The following is a 16,380-nucleotide window of genomic DNA, read 5'->3' as shown; positions in this document are numbered from 1 at the left end:
ATGGTATACGCAAAATCAATCAGAATGCATCGCGGCGCCACACGCACACCTGCCTGGAAGTAACGCTAACCGTATGACCGGGTTAAAAAAGTGCAGCCAACAAAGACGCAGCCTGAAGGATCGCGCGTAGATGGAAAATAATAACAAGGCGCTGTAATGAACCGACAATCCCGGCTGCTGAACCTCAGCCTGCTGAAGACCCACCCGGCGTTTCGCGCCGTCTTTATTGCCCGTTTTATCTCAATCTTATCGCTGGGCCTGCTGGGCGTGGCGATCCCGGTACAAATCCAGATGATGACCCACTCGACCTGGCAGGTAGGGCTGTCGGTCACGTTGACCGGCTGCTCGATGTTTGTCGGTCTGATGGTGGGCGGAGTACTGGCGGATCGCTACGAGCGTAAACGGTTGATTCTGCTGGCGCGTGGCACCTGCGGAATCGGGTTTGTCGGGCTGTGTCTCAACGCGCTGCTGCCTGAACCCTCGCTGATAACGATTTATCTGCTGGGCATCTGGGACGGTTTCTTTGCTTCGCTCGGGGTCACGGCGCTGCTGGCGGCCACACCGGCGTTGGTGGGGCGCGAAAACCTGATGCAGGCCGGGGCGATCACCATGCTGACGGTACGCCTGGGCTCGGTGATTTCGCCGATGATCGGCGGTCTGCTGCTGGCCACCGGCGGCGTGGCCTGGAACTATGGCCTCGCGGCGGCAGGCACCTTTATTACCACCTTGACCCTGCTGCGCCTACCGCTGCTGCCACCGCCGCCGCAGCCGCGAGAGCACCCGCTGAAGTCGCTGCTGGCGGGGCTGAAATTCCTCTTCAATAGTCCGCTGATCGGCGGGATTGCACTGCTCGGCGGCCTGCTGACAATGGCCAGCGCGGTGCGGGTGCTGTATCCGGCGCTGGCCGACGGCTGGCAGATGTCAGCCTCGCAGATCGGCTTTCTGTATGCGGCGATCCCGCTGGGGGCTGCGCTTGGGGCATTGACCAGCGGTCAGCTGGCGCAAACCGCCCGGCCGGGCGCGCTGATGCTGATGACCACGGTCGGCTCATTCGTGGCGATTGCGCTGTTCAGCGTGATGCCGGTCTGGGCGCTGGGGGCACTGTGTCTGGCGCTGTTCGGCTGGCTGAGCGCCATCAGTTCGCTGCTGCAGTACACCCTGATTCAGACCCAGACGCCGGAAGCGATGCTCGGGCGTATTAACGGCCTGTGGACCGCGCAGAACGTCACCGGCGACGCCATTGGCGCGGCCTTGCTGGGCGGGCTGGGGGCGATGATGACCCCGATGGCCTCGGCGAGCGCCAGCGGCTGGGCGTTAGTGATTGTCGGCGTGATATTGATGGGACTGCTGAACGAACTGCGTCGGTTCCAGCGCCCGGAAGCGGTCAGCGAAAGTTAAGTCGATGGAAATATCCCAGCCAGGCGTTGCGCCAGCCGGGAAGGGACGTTAGCCGAACAGAGAAGAGAGACGCTGCAGCACCAGCATGGCGCTGTAGTAATCAAGACGGAAGGTTTCGATACCGAGCGGATAAACGCGCTTGTTCTCTACCGCCGGCAGGTGCGCCAGCAGCGGGTTGCTGTAAATCGCCCCGGCATCTTTCTCGTCACCGGCAAACAGGAACAGGCTCTGGCCGTTGAGTCCCGCCGCTAAATTCTCCCCGCCTAACTGTACGATGTCGTGGCGTTTCCCCTGGCTCTGGCTGGCATGCAGCCCCTCAGGCAGGGTGGCGAGGGTGAAGCCCAGTTGTTCAAGCATCTGGCCCTGGGCAGATGCCGGTGTCCACAGGTTGGCAGTATGGGCGGCGGCGGTATAAACCAACGCGCTTACCGGCTGCGGCGGCAGTTTCATCTGTTGCTTCAGGGTGGCGAGCTGCTTATCAAATTCAGCAATACGCTCGGCGGCCTGCTTCTCCTGGCCGGTGATGTGTCCGAGGTCGGTCAGCAGCGCCTGCCAGCTTTTATCATCGTAGTTAATGATAAGCGTCGGGGCGATGGTCGACAGCTGGTCATACAGCGCCAGCGCAGAATCACCGCCGGTGGCGCTAATCAGGATCAGGTCCGGCATCTGTGACGCCACCGCTTCGGCGCTGGGCTCGCCGATATACAGACGCGTCAGCTTGCGCGCTTTGGCGACGCTGCTCCACTGGCGCAGGAAACCCTGGTCGTCAGCTACGCGGTTGTTTGGCGTGGTGGCGCCGCTGGCGACAACCGGCGCATCGATGGCCAGCAGGGAGCCGGTGAGGGTCACGCTGGTGGAGACGATCCGCAGAGGTTTGCTTTCCAGCGTATGCACGCCGTGGCTATCGGTTATCTGGCGCGGCCAGTCGGCGGCCAGCACTGAGGACATTCCTAAAATGGTCAGCCCGCAGGCCAGCAAGGTACGGCGGCAAAAAGTGGACAAATTCACGAATTCGCATCCTGATTAGGTTGAAATAAATGCGTCTCATTTTCAACTTTGTACCGTGCGGATGCAAGTCTAAGTAGCACAACATGCTGTTTGTATGGTTGACATGCCAGGCAATACCTTTTAGGTTAGCCAACCAAAATATAAATGATAATTATTCGTAATATCTTTATCGTTTTTGGAGGATGATATGGAAACGTCACTGGCCGAGGATGTGCGGGAACAAAAAATGACCCTGTCAGCGGAAAGCTTCTTCTTTATGTCGCCGTACCGCAGTTTCAGTACTGCGGGATGTTTTAGCCGTTTTAACCATTCTGCTGCGGATGGCGCGTCGCTCGACGGCACCTTCCAGCATAAGATGGCGGCTGCATTCCGGGAGGCGAAGGCCGCCGGGATCCGTAAACCGGTGATGGTCGGCGCCATTCCGTTTGATACCCATCAACCGTCTGAGCTGTTTATCCCCGAGCGTTGGGAAAACTTCTCCCGTACCGCAAAGCAACAGTCTGCACGCTACGCGTCGGTTCAGGCGCCGATGGACGTGGTGGAACGCCAGGAAATTCCGCAGCAGGATACCTTTATGGCGATGGTCGAACGCGCTGCCGCGCTGACCGCCACGCCGGAAGTCGACAAGGTCGTCCTGTCGCGACTGATTGATATCACCACCCGCGATCGCGTCGACAGCGGTGCGCTGCTTGAGCGCCTGATCGCGCAAAACCCTGCCAGCTTTAACTTCCACGTGCCGTTATCGGATGGCGGCGTGCTACTGGGCGCCAGCCCGGAGCTGCTGCTGCGTAAAGAAGGCGAGCATTTCAGCTCCCTGCCGCTGGCCGGTTCGGCCCGTCGTCAGCCGGATGATGTACTGGATCGTGAAGCCGGCAACAAACTGCTGGCGTCAGGAAAAGATCGTCATGAGCATGAACTGGTGACCCAGGCGATGAAATCGGTACTGGCACCGCGCTGCCGCGAGCTGTCGCTGCCTGACTCGCCACAGCTGGTCAACACGCCGACTCTGTGGCATCTGGCGACGCCGATTGAAGGCACGGCGCTGGCACAGGAAAACGCGATGTCGCTGGCCTGTCTGTTACACCCGACCCCGGCCCTCAGCGGTTTCCCTCACCTGGTGGCGAAACGCCTGATTGGCGAACTGGAACCGTTTGACCGTCAGCTGTTTGGCGGCATCGTCGGCTGGTGTGATGACGAAGGTAACGGTGAGTGGGTGGTGACGATTCGCTGCGCCCGTCTGCACCAGCGCACGCTGCGTCTGTTCGCTGGCGCAGGGATTGTCCCGGCCTCTTCCCCGCTGGGTGAGTGGCGCGAAACCGGCGTCAAACTGACGACCATGCTGAACGTGTTCGGCTTGAATTAAGAGGCGATGATGATTGAATTTACCCGCTGGCCGGAGAGCTTTGCCGCCCGCTATCGCGAAAAAGGTTACTGGCAGGATCTGCCGCTCACCAATCTGATTACCCGCCACGCCAATAACGACGCTATCGCGATTATCGACGGTGACGCCCGCCACAGCTATCGCCAGTTTAATCAACAGGTGGATAACCTGGCCTCATCGCTCCAGCGCATGGGGTTGAAGCGTGGCGAAACCGCGCTGGTGCAGCTCGGTAACGTCGCCGAGTTCTACATTACATTGTTTGCGCTGCTGCGCATCGGGGTGGCCCCGGTGAATGCGTTGTTCAGCCATCAACGCAGCGAACTTACTGCTTACGCCAGCCAGATCGAGCCGGCGCTGCTGATTGCCGATCGCGAGCATGCGCTGTTTGCCGACGACCAGTTTCTGAACGGTTTTGTGGATCAACATGCATCGGTGCGGGTGGTACTGCTACGTAACGATCGTGGCGAATACGATCTGGCGGCGGCGATCGCCCAGCCGGCGGATAACTTTATTGCCAACCCCACGCCTGCCGATGAAGTGGCCTTTTTCCAGCTCTCCGGCGGCAGCACCGGCACGCCCAAGCTGATCCCGCGCACCCATAACGACTACGACTACAGCATCCGCCGCAGCAACGAAATTTGCGGCATCAGCGCCGGGACACGCTACCTGAATGCGTTGCCCGCCGCCCATAACTACGCGATGAGCTCGCCGGGTTCCCTTGGGGTGTTTCTCGCCGGCGGTCAGGTGATCCTGGCCAACGATCCCAGCGCCACGCTGTGTTTCCCGCTGATTGAGCAGCACCAGATCAACGTGGCATCGCTGGTGCCACCGGCGGTTAGCCTGTGGTTACAGGCGATCCGCGAAGGGGCCGGCAACCAGCAACTGCGTTCGCTGGAGCTGCTGCAGGTCGGTGGCGCGCGCCTGTCGGCGACGCTGGCGGCGCGGATCCAGACCGAGATTGGTTGCCTGCTGCAGCAGGTTTTCGGCATGGCGGAAGGGCTGGTGAACTACACCCGTCTCAACGACAGCCAGGAGCGCATCATCAATACCCAGGGCTGCCCGATGTGCCCGGACGATGAAGTCTGGGTGGCGGATGCCGAGGGTAACCCGCTGCCGCGCGGTGAAGTGGGCCGTCTGATGACCCGCGGGCCGTACACCTTCCGCGGGTATTACAAAAGCCCGCAGCACAATGCCGATGCCTTTGATGCGGACGGTTTCTACTGCTCCGGGGATCTGATCTCGATCGACGAGGACGGGTACATCACCGTGCAGGGACGTGAGAAAGATCAGATCAACCGCGGCGGCGAAAAGATCGCGGCAGAAGAGGTGGAAAACCTGCTGCTGCGCCACCCGGAGGTGATCCATGCCGCGCTGGTCAGCATGGAAGATAACCTGCTGGGCGAGAAGAGCTGCGCCTGGCTGGTGGTCAAATCCCCGCTGCGCGCGGTGGCGGTGCGCCGCTTCCTGCGTGAGCAGGGGGTCGCAGAATTTAAACTTCCGGATCGCGTGGAGTGCGTAGATGCGCTGCCGCTGACGCCGGTGGGCAAAGTCGATAAAAAACAATTACGTCAGCAACTGGCCGAACGCAAGCCGGGCTGAAGGAGAAGACAGAATGGCCATCCCTAAATTACAGGCTTACGCATTGCCGGAAGCGAACGATATCCCGGCAAACAAAGTGGACTGGCGCTTTGAGCCGTCCCGAGCCGCGCTGCTGATCCACGATATGCAGGAGTATTTCCTCAATTTCTGGGGCGAAGACAGCGCCATGATGGCGAAAGTGGTCGCCAATATTGCCGCCCTGCGTGACTTCTGCAAACAGAACGATATTCCGGTGTTCTACACCGCCCAGCCGAAAGACCAGAGCGATGAAGATCGCGCGCTGCTCAATGATATGTGGGGACCGGGCCTGACCCGTTCACCGGAGCAGCAGCAGGTGATTGCGGCACTGGCGCCGGATGAAGACGACACCGTGCTGGTCAAGTGGCGCTACAGTGCGTTTCATCGTTCGCCGCTGGAGGCAATCTTAAAAGAGAGCGGCCGCGATCAGCTGATCATTACCGGCGTCTATGCCCATATCGGCTGTATGACTACCGCCACCGACGCCTTTATGCGGGATATTAAACCGTTCTTCGTTGCCGATGCGCTGGCTGACTTTAGCCGTGAAGAGCACCTGATGTCGCTGAAGTATGTGGCCGGTCGCTGCGGTCGGGTGCTGATGACCGAAGAGCTGCTGCCGCTGCCGACGTCGAAAGCGGCGCTGCGGGCGCTGATTCTGCCGTTGCTGGATGAGTCCGATGAACCGATGGACGATGAAAACCTGATCGACTACGGGCTGGATTCGGTGCGCATGATGGCGCTGGCCGCGCGCTGGCGTAGAGTGCACGGCGACATCGACTTCGTGATGCTGGCGAAAAAACCGACCCTTGATGCCTGGTGGGCGCTGCTCAGCCGTGAGGTGAAATAATGGCCGCGCTGGATTTTCAGGGACAGACCGTGTGGGTGACCGGCGCCGGTAAAGGCATTGGTTACGCCACGGCGCTGGCATTCACCGAGGCCGGGGCTAACGTCACCGGCTTTGACCTTGCTTTTGAGGGGCAGGACTACCCGTTTGCCACCCAGATGCTGGATGTCGCGAATGCGCAGCAGGTGGCTGAGGTGTGCGGACGACTGCTGGCGGAGATCGCCCGGCTCGATGTGCTGGTCAATGCGGCGGGCATTTTGCGCATGGGGGCTACCGACGAGCTGAGCCAGGAAGCGTGGCAGCAGACCTTTGCGGTCAACGTCGGCGGCGCCTTTAACCTGTTCCAGCAGACGATGGCGCAGTTCCGTCGTCAGCAGGGCGGGGCGATTGTTACCGTGGCTTCCGATGCGGCGCATACGCCGCGCATCGGGATGAGCGCCTATGGCGCCTCAAAGGCGGCGTTGAAAAGCCTGGCGCTGACCGTCGGCCTGGAGCTGGCGGGATCCGGCGTCCGCTGTAATCTGGTCTCTCCGGGCTCCACCGATACCGATATGCAGCGCACGCTGTGGGTCAGCGATGATGCCGAGCAGAGCCGTATTCGCGGGTTTGGTGAGCAGTTTAAGCTCGGGATCCCGTTGGGCAAAATTGCCCGCCCGCAGGAGATTGCCAGCACCATCCTGTTCCTCGCTTCCGCTCACGCCAGCCATATCACGTTGCAGGATATCGTGGTCGATGGCGGCTCGACGTTGGGGGCATAAATGGCCTGGAAACGTCAGCTGACGCTGGAGGCGCTGAATGCGACCAGTGAAAATACGATGGTGGCGCATCTGGGGATTATCTATACCCGCCTGGAAGACGGGTTGATTGAGGCGGAGATGCCGGTGGATGCCCGCACCCATCAGCCGTTTGGTCTGCTGCACGGCGGAGCGTCCGCGGCGCTGGCGGAGACGCTCGGGTCAATGGCCGGCTGGCTGATGACCGAAGAGGGTCAGTGCGTGGTCGGCACCGAGCTGAATGCCACCCACCATCGGGCGGTATCCAGCGGTCGCGTGCGCGGCGAGTGCCGTCCGCTGCATCTCGGGCGGCAGAGCCAGAGCTGGGAAATTGCGGTGTTCGATGAACGCGGCCGCCGCTGCTGTACCTGCCGATTGGGCACCGCCGTACTGGGTTGATTCCCCGGTGGCGCTACGCTGACCGGGCTACGGGTCACCGCTGTCTGAGGGAGGGTGGCCCGAACATCCACCCAATGAACATACTCTGCGGTTGATCTCCCGGTGGCGCTGCGCTGACCGGGCTACGGGGCACCGCTGTCTGAGGGAGGGTGGCCCGAACATCCACCCAATGAACATACTCTGCGGTTGATCTCCCGGTGGCGCTGCGCTGACCGGGCTACGGGTCACCGCTGTCTGAGGGACGGTGGCCCGGACATCCACTCAATGAACATACTCTGCGGTTGATCTCCCGGTGGCGCTACGCTGACCGGGCTATGGGTCACCGCTGTCTGAGGGCGGGTGGCCCGGACATCCACTCAATGAACATACTCTGCGGTTGATCTCCCGGTGGCGCTACGCTGACCGGGCTACGGGCCACAGCTGTCTGAGGGACGGTGGCCCGGACATGCACCCAATGAACATACTCTGCGGCTGATTCCCGGTGGCGCTGCGCTGACCGGGCTACGGGTCACCGCTGTCTGAGGGAGGGTGGCCCGGACATGCACCCAATGAACATATTCTGCGGCTGATTCCCCGGTGGCGCTGTGCTGACCGGGCTACGGGTCACCGCTGTCTGAGGGCGGGTGGCCCGGACATGCACCCAATGAACATACTCTGCGGCTGATTCCCGGTGGCGCTGCGCTGACCGGGCTACGGGGTCACCGCTGTCTGAGGGCGGGTAGCCCGGACAAGGCGCGTCGAGCGCCGCCTCCGGGAATCAACCATGATGCAGTTGCAGATTATCCTCCCCTGTTTACATTCATTTTCCTGCCAGAAGTGATCTCGCTAGCAATGTGAGATAAATCCTTGTCTCTGCACGACATCTGTATGGTTTCAACGTTGTTAAACTCCGGGTTGTGTTCTAGAAACAAAATGTAACATTCTGATTACTCTACCGGTGGAACGCTACGATGAATAATTCAGGGAAATATTTCTTCTGGGCATTGCTCTCCGTTGTTGGAGCCTTTGCTCTTGGCTACATCGCCTTAAACCGAGGCGAACAGATCAATGCGCTATGGATTGTCGTCGCGGCTGTCTGCATTTATCTGATTGCCTATCGCTTCTATGGTCTCTACATCGCCAAAAACGTGCTGGCGGTTGACCCCACGCGCATGACGCCTGCGGTGCGGCATAACGACGGTCTCGACTATGTCCCGACCGATAAGAAAGTGCTGTTCGGTCACCATTTTGCGGCGATTGCCGGGGCCGGGCCGCTGGTGGGACCGGTGCTGGCGGCGCAGATGGGCTACCTGCCGGGGATGATCTGGATCCTCGCCGGGGTAGTGCTGGCCGGTGCAGTACAGGACTTTATGGTACTGTTTGTCTCCACCCGCCGTGACGGCCGTTCCCTTGGGGAGCTGGTGAAAGAGGAGATGGGACCGACCGCCGGGGTACTGGCGCTGGTGGCCTGCTTTATGATCATGGTGATTATCCTCGCGGTACTGGCGATGATCGTCGTTAAAGCGCTGACTCACAGCCCGTGGGGCACCTATACCGTCGCCTTCACCATCCCGCTGGCGATTTTTATGGGGGTCTACATTCGCTACCTGCGTCCGGGACGCATTGGTGAAGTGTCGGTGATTGGCCTGGTGATGCTGGTGTTCGCGATTGTCTCCGGCGGATGGGTTGCGGAAAGCCCGACCTGGGCACCGTGGTTTGATTACACCGGCGTCCAGCTGACCTGGATTCTGGTGGGCTACGGCTTTATTGCCGCCGTGCTTCCGGTGTGGCTGCTGCTGGCTCCGCGCGATTACCTCTCTACCTTCCTGAAAATCGGCACCATTGTCGGGCTGGCGATCGGGATTCTGATCATGCGCCCGACCCTGACTATGCCTGCCCTTACCAAATTTATTGATGGTACCGGCCCGGTGTGGTCCGGCAGCATGTTCCCGTTCCTGTTTATTACCATCGCCTGCGGCGCGGTATCCGGCTTCCACGCCCTGATCTCCTCCGGCACCACGCCGAAAATGCTGGCCAACGAAGGCCAGGCCTGCTTCATCGGCTACGGCGGTATGCTGATGGAATCCTTCGTCGCCATCATGGCACTGGTGGCTGCCTGTATTATCGACCCGGGCGTTTACTTCGCCATGAACAGCCCGATGGCGGTGCTGGCACCGGCGGGCACTACCGATGTGGTGGCGTCTGCTGCGCAGGTGGTCAGCAGCTGGGGCTTTAGCATCACCCCGGATACGCTACGCCAGATAGCCAGCGATGTGGGTGAGCAGTCGATTATCTCGCGCGCCGGTGGCGCACCGACGCTGGCGGTGGGGATGGCCTACATCCTGCACGGCTCGTTGGGCGGGTTGATGGATGTCGCCTTCTGGTATCACTTCGCGATTCTGTTCGAAGCGCTGTTTATCCTGACCGCGGTTGACGCCGGTACGCGTGCGGCGCGCTTTATGCTGCAGGACTTGCTGGGTGTCATAAGTCCGGGGCTGAAGAAAACCAACTCGCTGCCGGCGAACCTGCTGGCGACCGGGCTGTGCGTGCTGGCCTGGGGCTACTTCCTGCATCAAGGGGTGGTTGACCCGTTAGGCGGCATTAACACCCTGTGGCCGCTGTTTGGTATCGCCAACCAGATGCTGGCGGGGATGGCGTTGATGCTGTGCGCAGTGGTACTGTTTAAGATGAAGCGCGAGCGCTATGCGTGGGTGGCACTCCTGCCGACGAGCTGGCTGTTGATTTGTACCCTGACCGCCGGCTGGCAGAAGTCGTTTAGCACCGACACCAAAGTGGGCTTCCTGGCGATTGCCAATAAGTTCCAGGCGATGATCGACAGCGGCAATATTCCGCCGCAGTACACCGAATCGCAGCTGGCACAGCTGGTGTTTAACAACCGTCTGGACGCCGGCCTCACCATCTTCTTTATGGTGGTTGTGGTGGTGCTGGCACTGTTCTCGATCAAAACCGCGCTGGCGGCGTTGAAAGAGAACAAACCGACGGCGAAAGAGACGCCGTACGAGCCATTGCCTGCCGATGCGCAAACGCTGGGCACTCAGACCAAGAGCGCACATTAAGATGTTGCCCCTTTCCGTTCGCGGAAAGGGGCCGTTAAGAGAGACCACTATGTTTGATACGCTTTCAAAAGCCGGGAAGTACCTGGGCCAGGCGGCGAAAATGATGATTGGCGTGCCCGATTACGATAATTATGTCGAGCATATTCGCCAGACCCATCCTGAGCAGACGCCGATGACCTATGAAGAGTTTTTCCGCGAGCGCCAGGATGCCCGATACGGCGGCAAAGGGGGGGCGAAGTGTTGCTAAGCCACCCTCTCAGGCATTAAGTCCCCCATCGACATCCAGACCGGTGCCGGAAATTTGCCCGGCGGCCGGGCTGGCCAGAAATGTCACCGCGGCGGCGACATCGTCCGCCTGTCCATACTTCCCTAACGCAATCATCTGACGCTGTGACTCAGCCTGTTCACCGTGGGCGGGATTCATATCGCTGTCGGTTGGGCCTGGATGTACGAGGTTAACGGTAATGCCGCGCGGGCCGAGGTCACGGGCGAGGCCGCGGGTCAGCGAATTGAGGGCGGACTTGGTCATGGCGTAGACCGCAATTCCCGGTGAGGCCACGCGGTTAGCGAGACAGCTGCCAATGTTAATAATCCGCCCGCCGTCGGGCAGATGCGGCAGTGCCGCCTGAGTCGCGACGACGACGCCACGGATATTGACGTTGATCAGCGCATCGATATCTTCCAGAGACAGCGACTCCAGCGGGCCGCCGCGGGCGATCCCGGCGTTGTTCACCAGAATATCCAGCCCGCCAAGGGTGGCAACCGTCTGGGCGACGGCCTGCTGAATCGCCTGAGCGTTGGCGCTGTCGGCCTGAATCGCCGCGCCCTGGCGGCCAAGGGCGACGATCTCGTCGGCCACTTCCTGCGCTTTCCCGGCGGACTTTTCATAAGTAATCACCACATCGGCACCCGCCTGCGCCAGTGATAACGCAATCGCACGACCGATGCCGCGACTGGCTCCGGTGACCAACGCCTTTTTACCCGTTAAATCGATCTGCATGATGACCTCGTACAATGAGTGGGAGAACCATCATTAGGTATAGAGCGAGTTCGCGCGGCGTCAATGTACCTGTCTGCGGAGGTTTTCCACTTTCTCAAAGGCCGCCGCCAGCCGCTGTGCACTGAGCGCCACCGGCAGGAAGTGAATTGACTCCACCGGGCGCAGGGTATGCGCAATCACCTTGTCCAGCTCATCCCGGTTGTGGATATCCACGTCCAGCTCCGCCAGGGTGGTGGGCAGGTTGAAGCGACGGTAAGCATTCACCAACTGAGCCAGAACCTCGTCCTGATCCAGCAGGGCGCTCTGCACCAGAATGCCGTAGGCGACTTTGGTGCCATGGAGGAACTTCTCGGTCTGCGGCAGTACCGTCAGGCCGTTATGTACCGCGTGCGCGGCGGCAACGCGGGTATAGCGCTCGCCTAAACCGCCGACCATTCCGCCTCCGGCAATGATGGCATCGGTCACATCGCGAAACGCCTGCGACAGTTCGCCGCGCTGCTGGTCCGCCAGGGCGGTTTCGCTGTTTTCCAGCAGCACGTCGCGGATCGCCAGCGCAGCGTTAATCCCAAGGCGCACGGTCAGCGGTAGGGTGTCTGGTTTCGGTGCGAGGACCACCGCTTCGTACCATTTCGCCAGGGTATCGCCGATGCCTGCCAGCAGATATTCCGCCGGGGCATTGAGGATAATCTCCGGCTCCACCAGTACCAGGAAGTTGGCATCGTCGAAGATTTCAAACTGCAGCGCCTGGCCGGCATCGTTGTACCACACCGACAGCGGGGTCCAGGCGGCGCAGGTGGCGGCGATGGTCGGGATGGCCACCACCGGCAGGCCCAGGCGTCGGGCCAGCGCTTTGACGGTATCGAGCAGCGCGCCGCCGCCGATGCCAATCACCACGCGACGATCGTTGCCGGCCTCATCGACCAGACGCGCGACGTCGCTTTCGCTGCAGTGCCCTTTAAACAGCACCTTTTTGGCCCCTTCGGCGTGAAATGCCGCCGGCAGGAAGGATTCCGCACCGGCGATGGCGCGTTCACCGTAGATCCAGATTGCCCGGGAGAGCTGCTCGTCGCTGAAAAAATCGTGCAGCCGGGCGAGGCTACCGGGATGGGAGAAATAGTTGGCCGGGCCGGGTACCACACGGATATCGCTGTTGCTCATGAACGCTGTCCTTATTTCGTTTTGCTAACCTGATGTTATGTCTGGACATCCGGATGGCTAATATTATTTCGTTTTATCTTATGCCTTTTACGCAGTTGTCAGTCAAGGGCAGCTGTGAAAAATTCGTTAAATCAGAACATTAATGACAAAGGTTGCGGGGGACGGCAGTGAATCGTCTGGAGATGAACAGCATTAACCTGGCCTTTTCCGGCTTCAGGGCGCTCAGTCAGGTCGCCTTCACTCTGCGGGGCGGGTCGGTGCATGCCTTGACCGGCGCCAACGGCGCGGGGAAATCGACGCTGATGGCGGTGCTGTGCGGTACGCACGCCCATTATGAGGGTGAGATTGTTATCAATAACCAGCCGGTGAGCATTCGCTCCCCACGGGATGCGAAGCTGCTGGGCATTCACCTGGTGCAGCAAGAGGTGGATGTGGCGCTGGTGCCGGGCCTGACCATTGCGGAAAACATCATGCTGGATCGTCTGGCGGAGCCGGGGTTGCGTTTTCGCTGGCGTCGGGTGCGCGAGCAGGCGCGTGAAGCGCTGGCTCAGCTGGATATCAGCCTCGACGTGCGCCGCACTATCGAGAGCTGCACCCTGGCAGAGAAGCAGCAAATCCTGCTGGCCCGCGCGCTGTCGCATCATTGCCGCTTTTTGATTCTTGATGAACCCACCGCACCGCTGGACCAGCATGAAAGTGAGCGCTTGTTCACGGTGGTGCGTCGCCTGCAACAGCAGGGGATTGGCGTGGTGTTTATCTCCCATCGCATTCACGAACTGAAAGCGATCTGCGACACCCTGACGGTCCTGCGCGACGGCAAGCTGATTGAAAGCGGCCCGATGGCGGATCTCAGCGGGGAGCAGATCGTCGAGAAGATGCTCGGCCACGAACTGCAGGATATTTTCCCGCCGCCGCGCCCGCCCCACAGCGAAGAGATTCTGCTGCAGGTCGAGGGGCTGCACGACGAGGGGTTGCTGCAGGATATTTCACTGCGTCTGCGCAAGGGCGAAATCCTTGGCATCGCGGGCTTAGCCGGGGCCGGGAAAACCGAACTGTGCAAAGCGCTGTTTGGCGCCAGTAAAAGTCGTTTGAACCACGGCGAGCTGAACAGCCAGCCATGGCGGCCGCGTGACCCGGCGGATTCGGTGATGCGCGGGCTGGCGCTGGTGCCGGAAGAGCGGCGCAAAGAGGGCATTTTTATCGATGAACCGATCGGCATGAACCTCGCGGTCAGCGCCGATCGCAGCTTTTCGCGCTGGAGCCTGTTCGGGCATCGCCAGGCGTGGCGCTGGGCGGAGGAGGTGATCGCCCGCGTGGGTATTCGCACCACCGGCCCGGCCCAGACCCTGCGCCGCCTCTCCGGCGGGAATCAGCAGAAGGTGGCGATCGGCAAATGGCTGCGCGGCAGCGCCAACGTCCTGATCTTCGACGAGCCGACCAAAGGCGTCGATGTGAAAGCAAAAACCGACCTGTTCACCCTGATCGACGGGCTGGCACGAGAGGGAAAAGGGGTGATCTACGCCTCGGGTGAATTCTCAGAGCTGGTGGGGTTGTGCGACCGTATTTGCGTGTTGTGGGACGGGCGCATCGTGGCAGAAATACCGGGCGCTGAAGCCCGGGAAGAGACACTTCTTTATTACTCCACCGGAGGAGCAGCAGCGTGAGTAAGGCCCTGGCAGTGAACGCGACGGTATCGGGCCGTCAGCGGTTTTTTGATTTTCTTTATAAGTGGGGCATGTTGCTGACCGTGGTGCTGCTGATTGCGGTGTTTGGCCTCGCGTCGGACAACTTCCTCGACCCGTTCAACATCATTAACATTTTGCGCTCCATCGCCATCGTGACGGTGATTGCGATCGGCGTGTCCATTTCGCTGACCATCGGCGGTTTTGACCTGTCGGTGGGGTCGACCGCCTCTCTGGCCAACGCGTTGGTGATTTCGCTGTTTGTCTGGCACGGCTTCGGCACCACGGAAGCGATTGTGGTCACCCTCGCGCTCTGTACGTTGGTGGGGCTGTTTAACGCCTTTTTAATCGTCATTCTGCGCATTCCCGACATGCTCGCCACCCTTGCCAGCCTGTTTGTTATCCAGGGCGTGGCGATGACCTACAGCTACGGCGGCTCGATCACCGAGAACATGGTGTTGCCGAGCGGCGATATGGCGGAAGGGACCATTCCGGCGGCCTTTGGCGCGCTGGGGCAGGTTCCGACGATTGTCATTGTCATGCTGGTGGTGACCGTGATTGCCCAACTGGCGCTCTCTTTCACCACCCACGGGCGCAGGATGTACGCTATTGGCGGCAATCCTGAGGCCGCGCGTCTCTCCGGCCTGCGCATTACCCGCTACAAAGTGGCGGCCTACGTGATCGCCTCGTTGCTGGCGGGACTGGGCGGCATTTTACTGGCATCGCGTATCGGATCTTCTCAGGTGAACGCCGGCGGCGGTTACCTGATGGATGCGGTGGCGGCGGCGTGGATCGGCTTTTCGCTGGCGGGCTCCGGCAAACCGAACGCGCTGGGTACGCTGGTGGGGGCGGTGATTCTTGGCGTCCTCTCCAACGGCCTGGTGATGCTGTCGGTGCCGTACTACGCGATGGACATTATTAAAGGGCTGGTGCTGGCTGGCGCGCTAGCACTGACCTACTTTCAGCGCCGCACATAAAAATGACAGGGTAAACACCATGAAAAAGATAACGTATTCACTCATCGCATTGGGGTTGTTCAACTCTGCGGCGGCCTTTGCTGAAACCCCGACGCCGGTCCCGGCGGCCATTGCCGGGCATGAAGGGCCGATTCGTATCGCGGTCATTCGCAATCTTGGCTCCGACGATAACACCACTCAGTTTGTCTCCGGGGCGATTCAGGAGGGCAAAAAGCTCGGTTTTAAAATGAGCACCTTCCTCAGCAACGGCGATGACGCCAAATTCCAGGACTTCGTGAATCAGGCGATTAGCCAGAAATACGACGGCATTATTCTCTCTCAGGGGCGCGATCCGTACTCTACCGCGCTGGTGAAAAAGGCGGTGGATGCCGGTATCAAAGTGGCGGTTTTCGACACCGCCGTCAGCGGTGAGATCCCGGGTGTGACCGTCACCCAGCAGGATGATGCTTCGCTGACCGATCTCTCCTTCGGCCAGCTGGTGAAGGATTTCAACGGCAAAGCCAACATTATCAAACTGTGGGTGGCCGGTTTCCCGCCGATGGAGCGCCGCCAGGCTGCTTACCAGACTTTGCTCAAGCAAAACCCGGGAATTAAAGAGCTGGAGTCGATCGGCGCGGTCTCTTCCGACGTGCAGGGCGATACCGCCAATAAAGTCGGCGCCATTTTAGCCAAGTACCCGAAAGGCAAAATCGATGCGATCTGGGGCACCTGGGATGCGTTTAGCCAGGGGGCCTATAAGGCGCTGAAAGAGAACGGCCGCACCGAAATCAAACTCTACAGCATCGACATCTCGAATCAGGACTTGCAGCTGATGCGTGAAGCCGGCAGCCCATGGAAGGTCAGCGTCGCGGTGGATCCGAAGCTTATCGGGGCCACAAACGTGCGGCTTATCGCCAACAAAATTGCCGGCGAGCCGACCCCTGCGACCTATGACTTCAAAGCGGCGGCGATTCCGCAGGCGCTGCTGGCGGCGCAGCCAGGGGCGGTTAACGTGGCCTCGCTGGGCAAAATTATTCCGGGCTGGGGTCAGACCGAAGACTTTATCGCCCCGTGGTTCGCCACGCTGGAAGCAAAAAACAAATAAGGA

14 protein-coding genes are annotated in these 16,380 nt (G+C 60.4%); 11 read left to right on the top strand and 3 right to left on the bottom strand.

The window, feature by feature from the left end:
* Positions 1–156 precede the first annotated feature (156 nt).
* Positions 157–1,398, top strand: coding sequence for an enterobactin transporter EntS (gene entS, locus HF679_RS11875; RefSeq protein WP_123755904.1), 1,242 nt, complete (start codon positions 157–159; stop codon positions 1,396–1,398).
* Between the two features lie 48 nt (positions 1,399–1,446).
* Here entS and fepB read toward each other — a convergent pair whose 3' ends face one another.
* On the bottom strand, positions 1,447–2,346 hold the full coding sequence (gene fepB / locus HF679_RS11870) for a Fe2+-enterobactin ABC transporter substrate-binding protein (RefSeq protein ID WP_154143608.1): 900 nt from the start codon (positions 2,344–2,346) through the stop codon (positions 1,447–1,449).
* A gap of 247 nt (positions 2,347–2,593) precedes the next feature.
* Between fepB and entC the strand changes: the two genes are divergently transcribed.
* The 7 genes from entC (at position 2,594) to HF679_RS11835 (ending at position 10,723) form a co-directional block, all read left to right on the top strand.
* On the top strand, positions 2,594–3,769 hold the full coding sequence (entC, locus tag HF679_RS11865) for an isochorismate synthase EntC (RefSeq protein ID WP_123755906.1): 1,176 nt from the start codon (positions 2,594–2,596) through the stop codon (positions 3,767–3,769).
* A gap of 9 nt (positions 3,770–3,778) precedes the next feature.
* Positions 3,779–5,386 (top strand): (2,3-dihydroxybenzoyl)adenylate synthase EntE, encoded by a 1,608-nt coding sequence (gene entE, locus HF679_RS11860; RefSeq protein ID WP_123756227.1) that lies wholly within the window; start codon positions 3,779–3,781, stop codon positions 5,384–5,386.
* 13 nt (positions 5,387–5,399) lie between these two features.
* The gene (locus HF679_RS11855) at positions 5,400–6,251 is read left to right on the top strand and encodes an isochorismatase (RefSeq protein ID WP_123755907.1); all 852 of its coding nucleotides are present in this window, start codon (positions 5,400–5,402) and stop codon (positions 6,249–6,251) included.
* The gene (entA, locus tag HF679_RS11850) at positions 6,251–7,006 is read left to right on the top strand and encodes a 2,3-dihydro-2,3-dihydroxybenzoate dehydrogenase EntA (protein WP_123755908.1); all 756 of its coding nucleotides are present in this window, start codon (positions 6,251–6,253) and stop codon (positions 7,004–7,006) included. The genes HF679_RS11855 and entA overlap by 1 nt, the downstream gene beginning before the upstream one ends.
* On the top strand, positions 7,007–7,420 hold the full coding sequence (entH, locus tag HF679_RS11845; RefSeq protein ID WP_123755909.1) for a proofreading thioesterase EntH: 414 nt from the start codon (positions 7,007–7,009) through the stop codon (positions 7,418–7,420).
* A 950-nt stretch (positions 7,421–8,370) separates the two neighbouring features.
* Entirely contained in the window at positions 8,371–10,476 is a 2,106-nt protein-coding gene (cstA, locus tag HF679_RS11840) for a pyruvate/proton symporter CstA (protein ID WP_123755910.1), read from the top strand.
* Between the two features lie 49 nt (positions 10,477–10,525).
* Positions 10,526–10,723 (top strand): YbdD/YjiX family protein, encoded by a 198-nt coding sequence (locus tag HF679_RS11835; protein ID WP_032688939.1) that lies wholly within the window; start codon positions 10,526–10,528, stop codon positions 10,721–10,723.
* Between the two features lie 9 nt (positions 10,724–10,732).
* Here the strand turns inward: HF679_RS11835 and HF679_RS11830 are convergent, their stop codons facing one another.
* Together HF679_RS11830 and HF679_RS11825 are read right to left on the bottom strand one after the other, a co-directional pair.
* Positions 10,733–11,476: an SDR family NAD(P)-dependent oxidoreductase gene (locus tag HF679_RS11830; RefSeq protein WP_123755911.1), complete on the bottom strand. Its 744-nt coding sequence runs from the start codon at positions 11,474–11,476 to the stop codon at positions 10,733–10,735.
* 60 nt (positions 11,477–11,536) lie between these two features.
* Positions 11,537–12,634 carry an oxidoreductase gene (locus tag HF679_RS11825; protein ID WP_187042997.1) on the bottom strand — a complete coding sequence of 366 codons (1,098 nt, stop codon included), beginning with the start codon at positions 12,632–12,634 and terminating at the stop codon, positions 11,537–11,539.
* Between the two features lie 182 nt (positions 12,635–12,816).
* Between HF679_RS11825 and HF679_RS11820 the strand changes: the two genes are divergently transcribed.
* Genes HF679_RS11820 through HF679_RS11810 form a run of 3 tightly spaced genes read left to right on the top strand, consistent with a single transcriptional unit; the run spans position 12,817 to position 16,377 of the window.
* Positions 12,817–14,298, top strand: coding sequence for a sugar ABC transporter ATP-binding protein (locus tag HF679_RS11820; RefSeq protein ID WP_123755913.1), 1,482 nt, complete (start codon positions 12,817–12,819; stop codon positions 14,296–14,298).
* Positions 14,295–15,293, top strand: coding sequence for an ABC transporter permease (locus tag HF679_RS11815; RefSeq protein ID WP_123755914.1), 999 nt, complete (start codon positions 14,295–14,297; stop codon positions 15,291–15,293). The genes HF679_RS11820 and HF679_RS11815 overlap by 4 nt, the downstream gene beginning before the upstream one ends.
* Before the next feature lie 19 nt (positions 15,294–15,312).
* Positions 15,313–16,377: a sugar ABC transporter substrate-binding protein gene (locus HF679_RS11810; RefSeq protein ID WP_123755915.1), complete on the top strand. Its 1,065-nt coding sequence runs from the start codon at positions 15,313–15,315 to the stop codon at positions 16,375–16,377.
* The last annotated feature ends 3 nt before the right edge of the window (positions 16,378–16,380 follow it).

This window comes from Enterobacter sp. JUb54 (genome assembly GCF_014298075.1).
Taxonomy (GTDB): Bacteria; Pseudomonadota; Gammaproteobacteria; order Enterobacterales; family Enterobacteriaceae; genus Klebsiella; species Klebsiella lignicola.
This window is presented reverse-complemented; position numbering and strand designations above follow the sequence as displayed.

Coding starts and splice junctions, on each gene's coding strand:
- entS (WP_123755904.1), top strand. CDS start 157: ATGAACCGACAATCCCGGCTGCTGAACCTCAGCCTGCTGAAGACCCAC.
- fepB (WP_154143608.1), bottom strand. CDS start 2,346: ATGTCCTCAGTGCTGGCCGCCGACTGGCCGCGCCAGATAACCGATAGC.
- entC (WP_123755906.1), top strand. CDS start 2,594: ATGGAAACGTCACTGGCCGAGGATGTGCGGGAACAAAAAATGACCCTG.
- entE (WP_123756227.1), top strand. CDS start 3,779: ATGATTGAATTTACCCGCTGGCCGGAGAGCTTTGCCGCCCGCTATCGC.
- HF679_RS11855 (WP_123755907.1), top strand. CDS start 5,400: ATGGCCATCCCTAAATTACAGGCTTACGCATTGCCGGAAGCGAACGAT.
- entA (WP_123755908.1), top strand. CDS start 6,251: ATGGCCGCGCTGGATTTTCAGGGACAGACCGTGTGGGTGACCGGCGCC.
- entH (WP_123755909.1), top strand. CDS start 7,007: ATGGCCTGGAAACGTCAGCTGACGCTGGAGGCGCTGAATGCGACCAGT.
- cstA (WP_123755910.1), top strand. CDS start 8,371: ATGAATAATTCAGGGAAATATTTCTTCTGGGCATTGCTCTCCGTTGTT.
- HF679_RS11835 (WP_032688939.1), top strand. CDS start 10,526: ATGTTTGATACGCTTTCAAAAGCCGGGAAGTACCTGGGCCAGGCGGCG.
- HF679_RS11830 (WP_123755911.1), bottom strand. CDS start 11,476: ATGCAGATCGATTTAACGGGTAAAAAGGCGTTGGTCACCGGAGCCAGT.
- HF679_RS11825 (WP_187042997.1), bottom strand. CDS start 12,634: ATGAGCAACAGCGATATCCGTGTGGTACCCGGCCCGGCCAACTATTTC.
- HF679_RS11820 (WP_123755913.1), top strand. CDS start 12,817: ATGAACAGCATTAACCTGGCCTTTTCCGGCTTCAGGGCGCTCAGTCAG.
- HF679_RS11810 (WP_123755915.1), top strand. CDS start 15,313: ATGAAAAAGATAACGTATTCACTCATCGCATTGGGGTTGTTCAACTCT.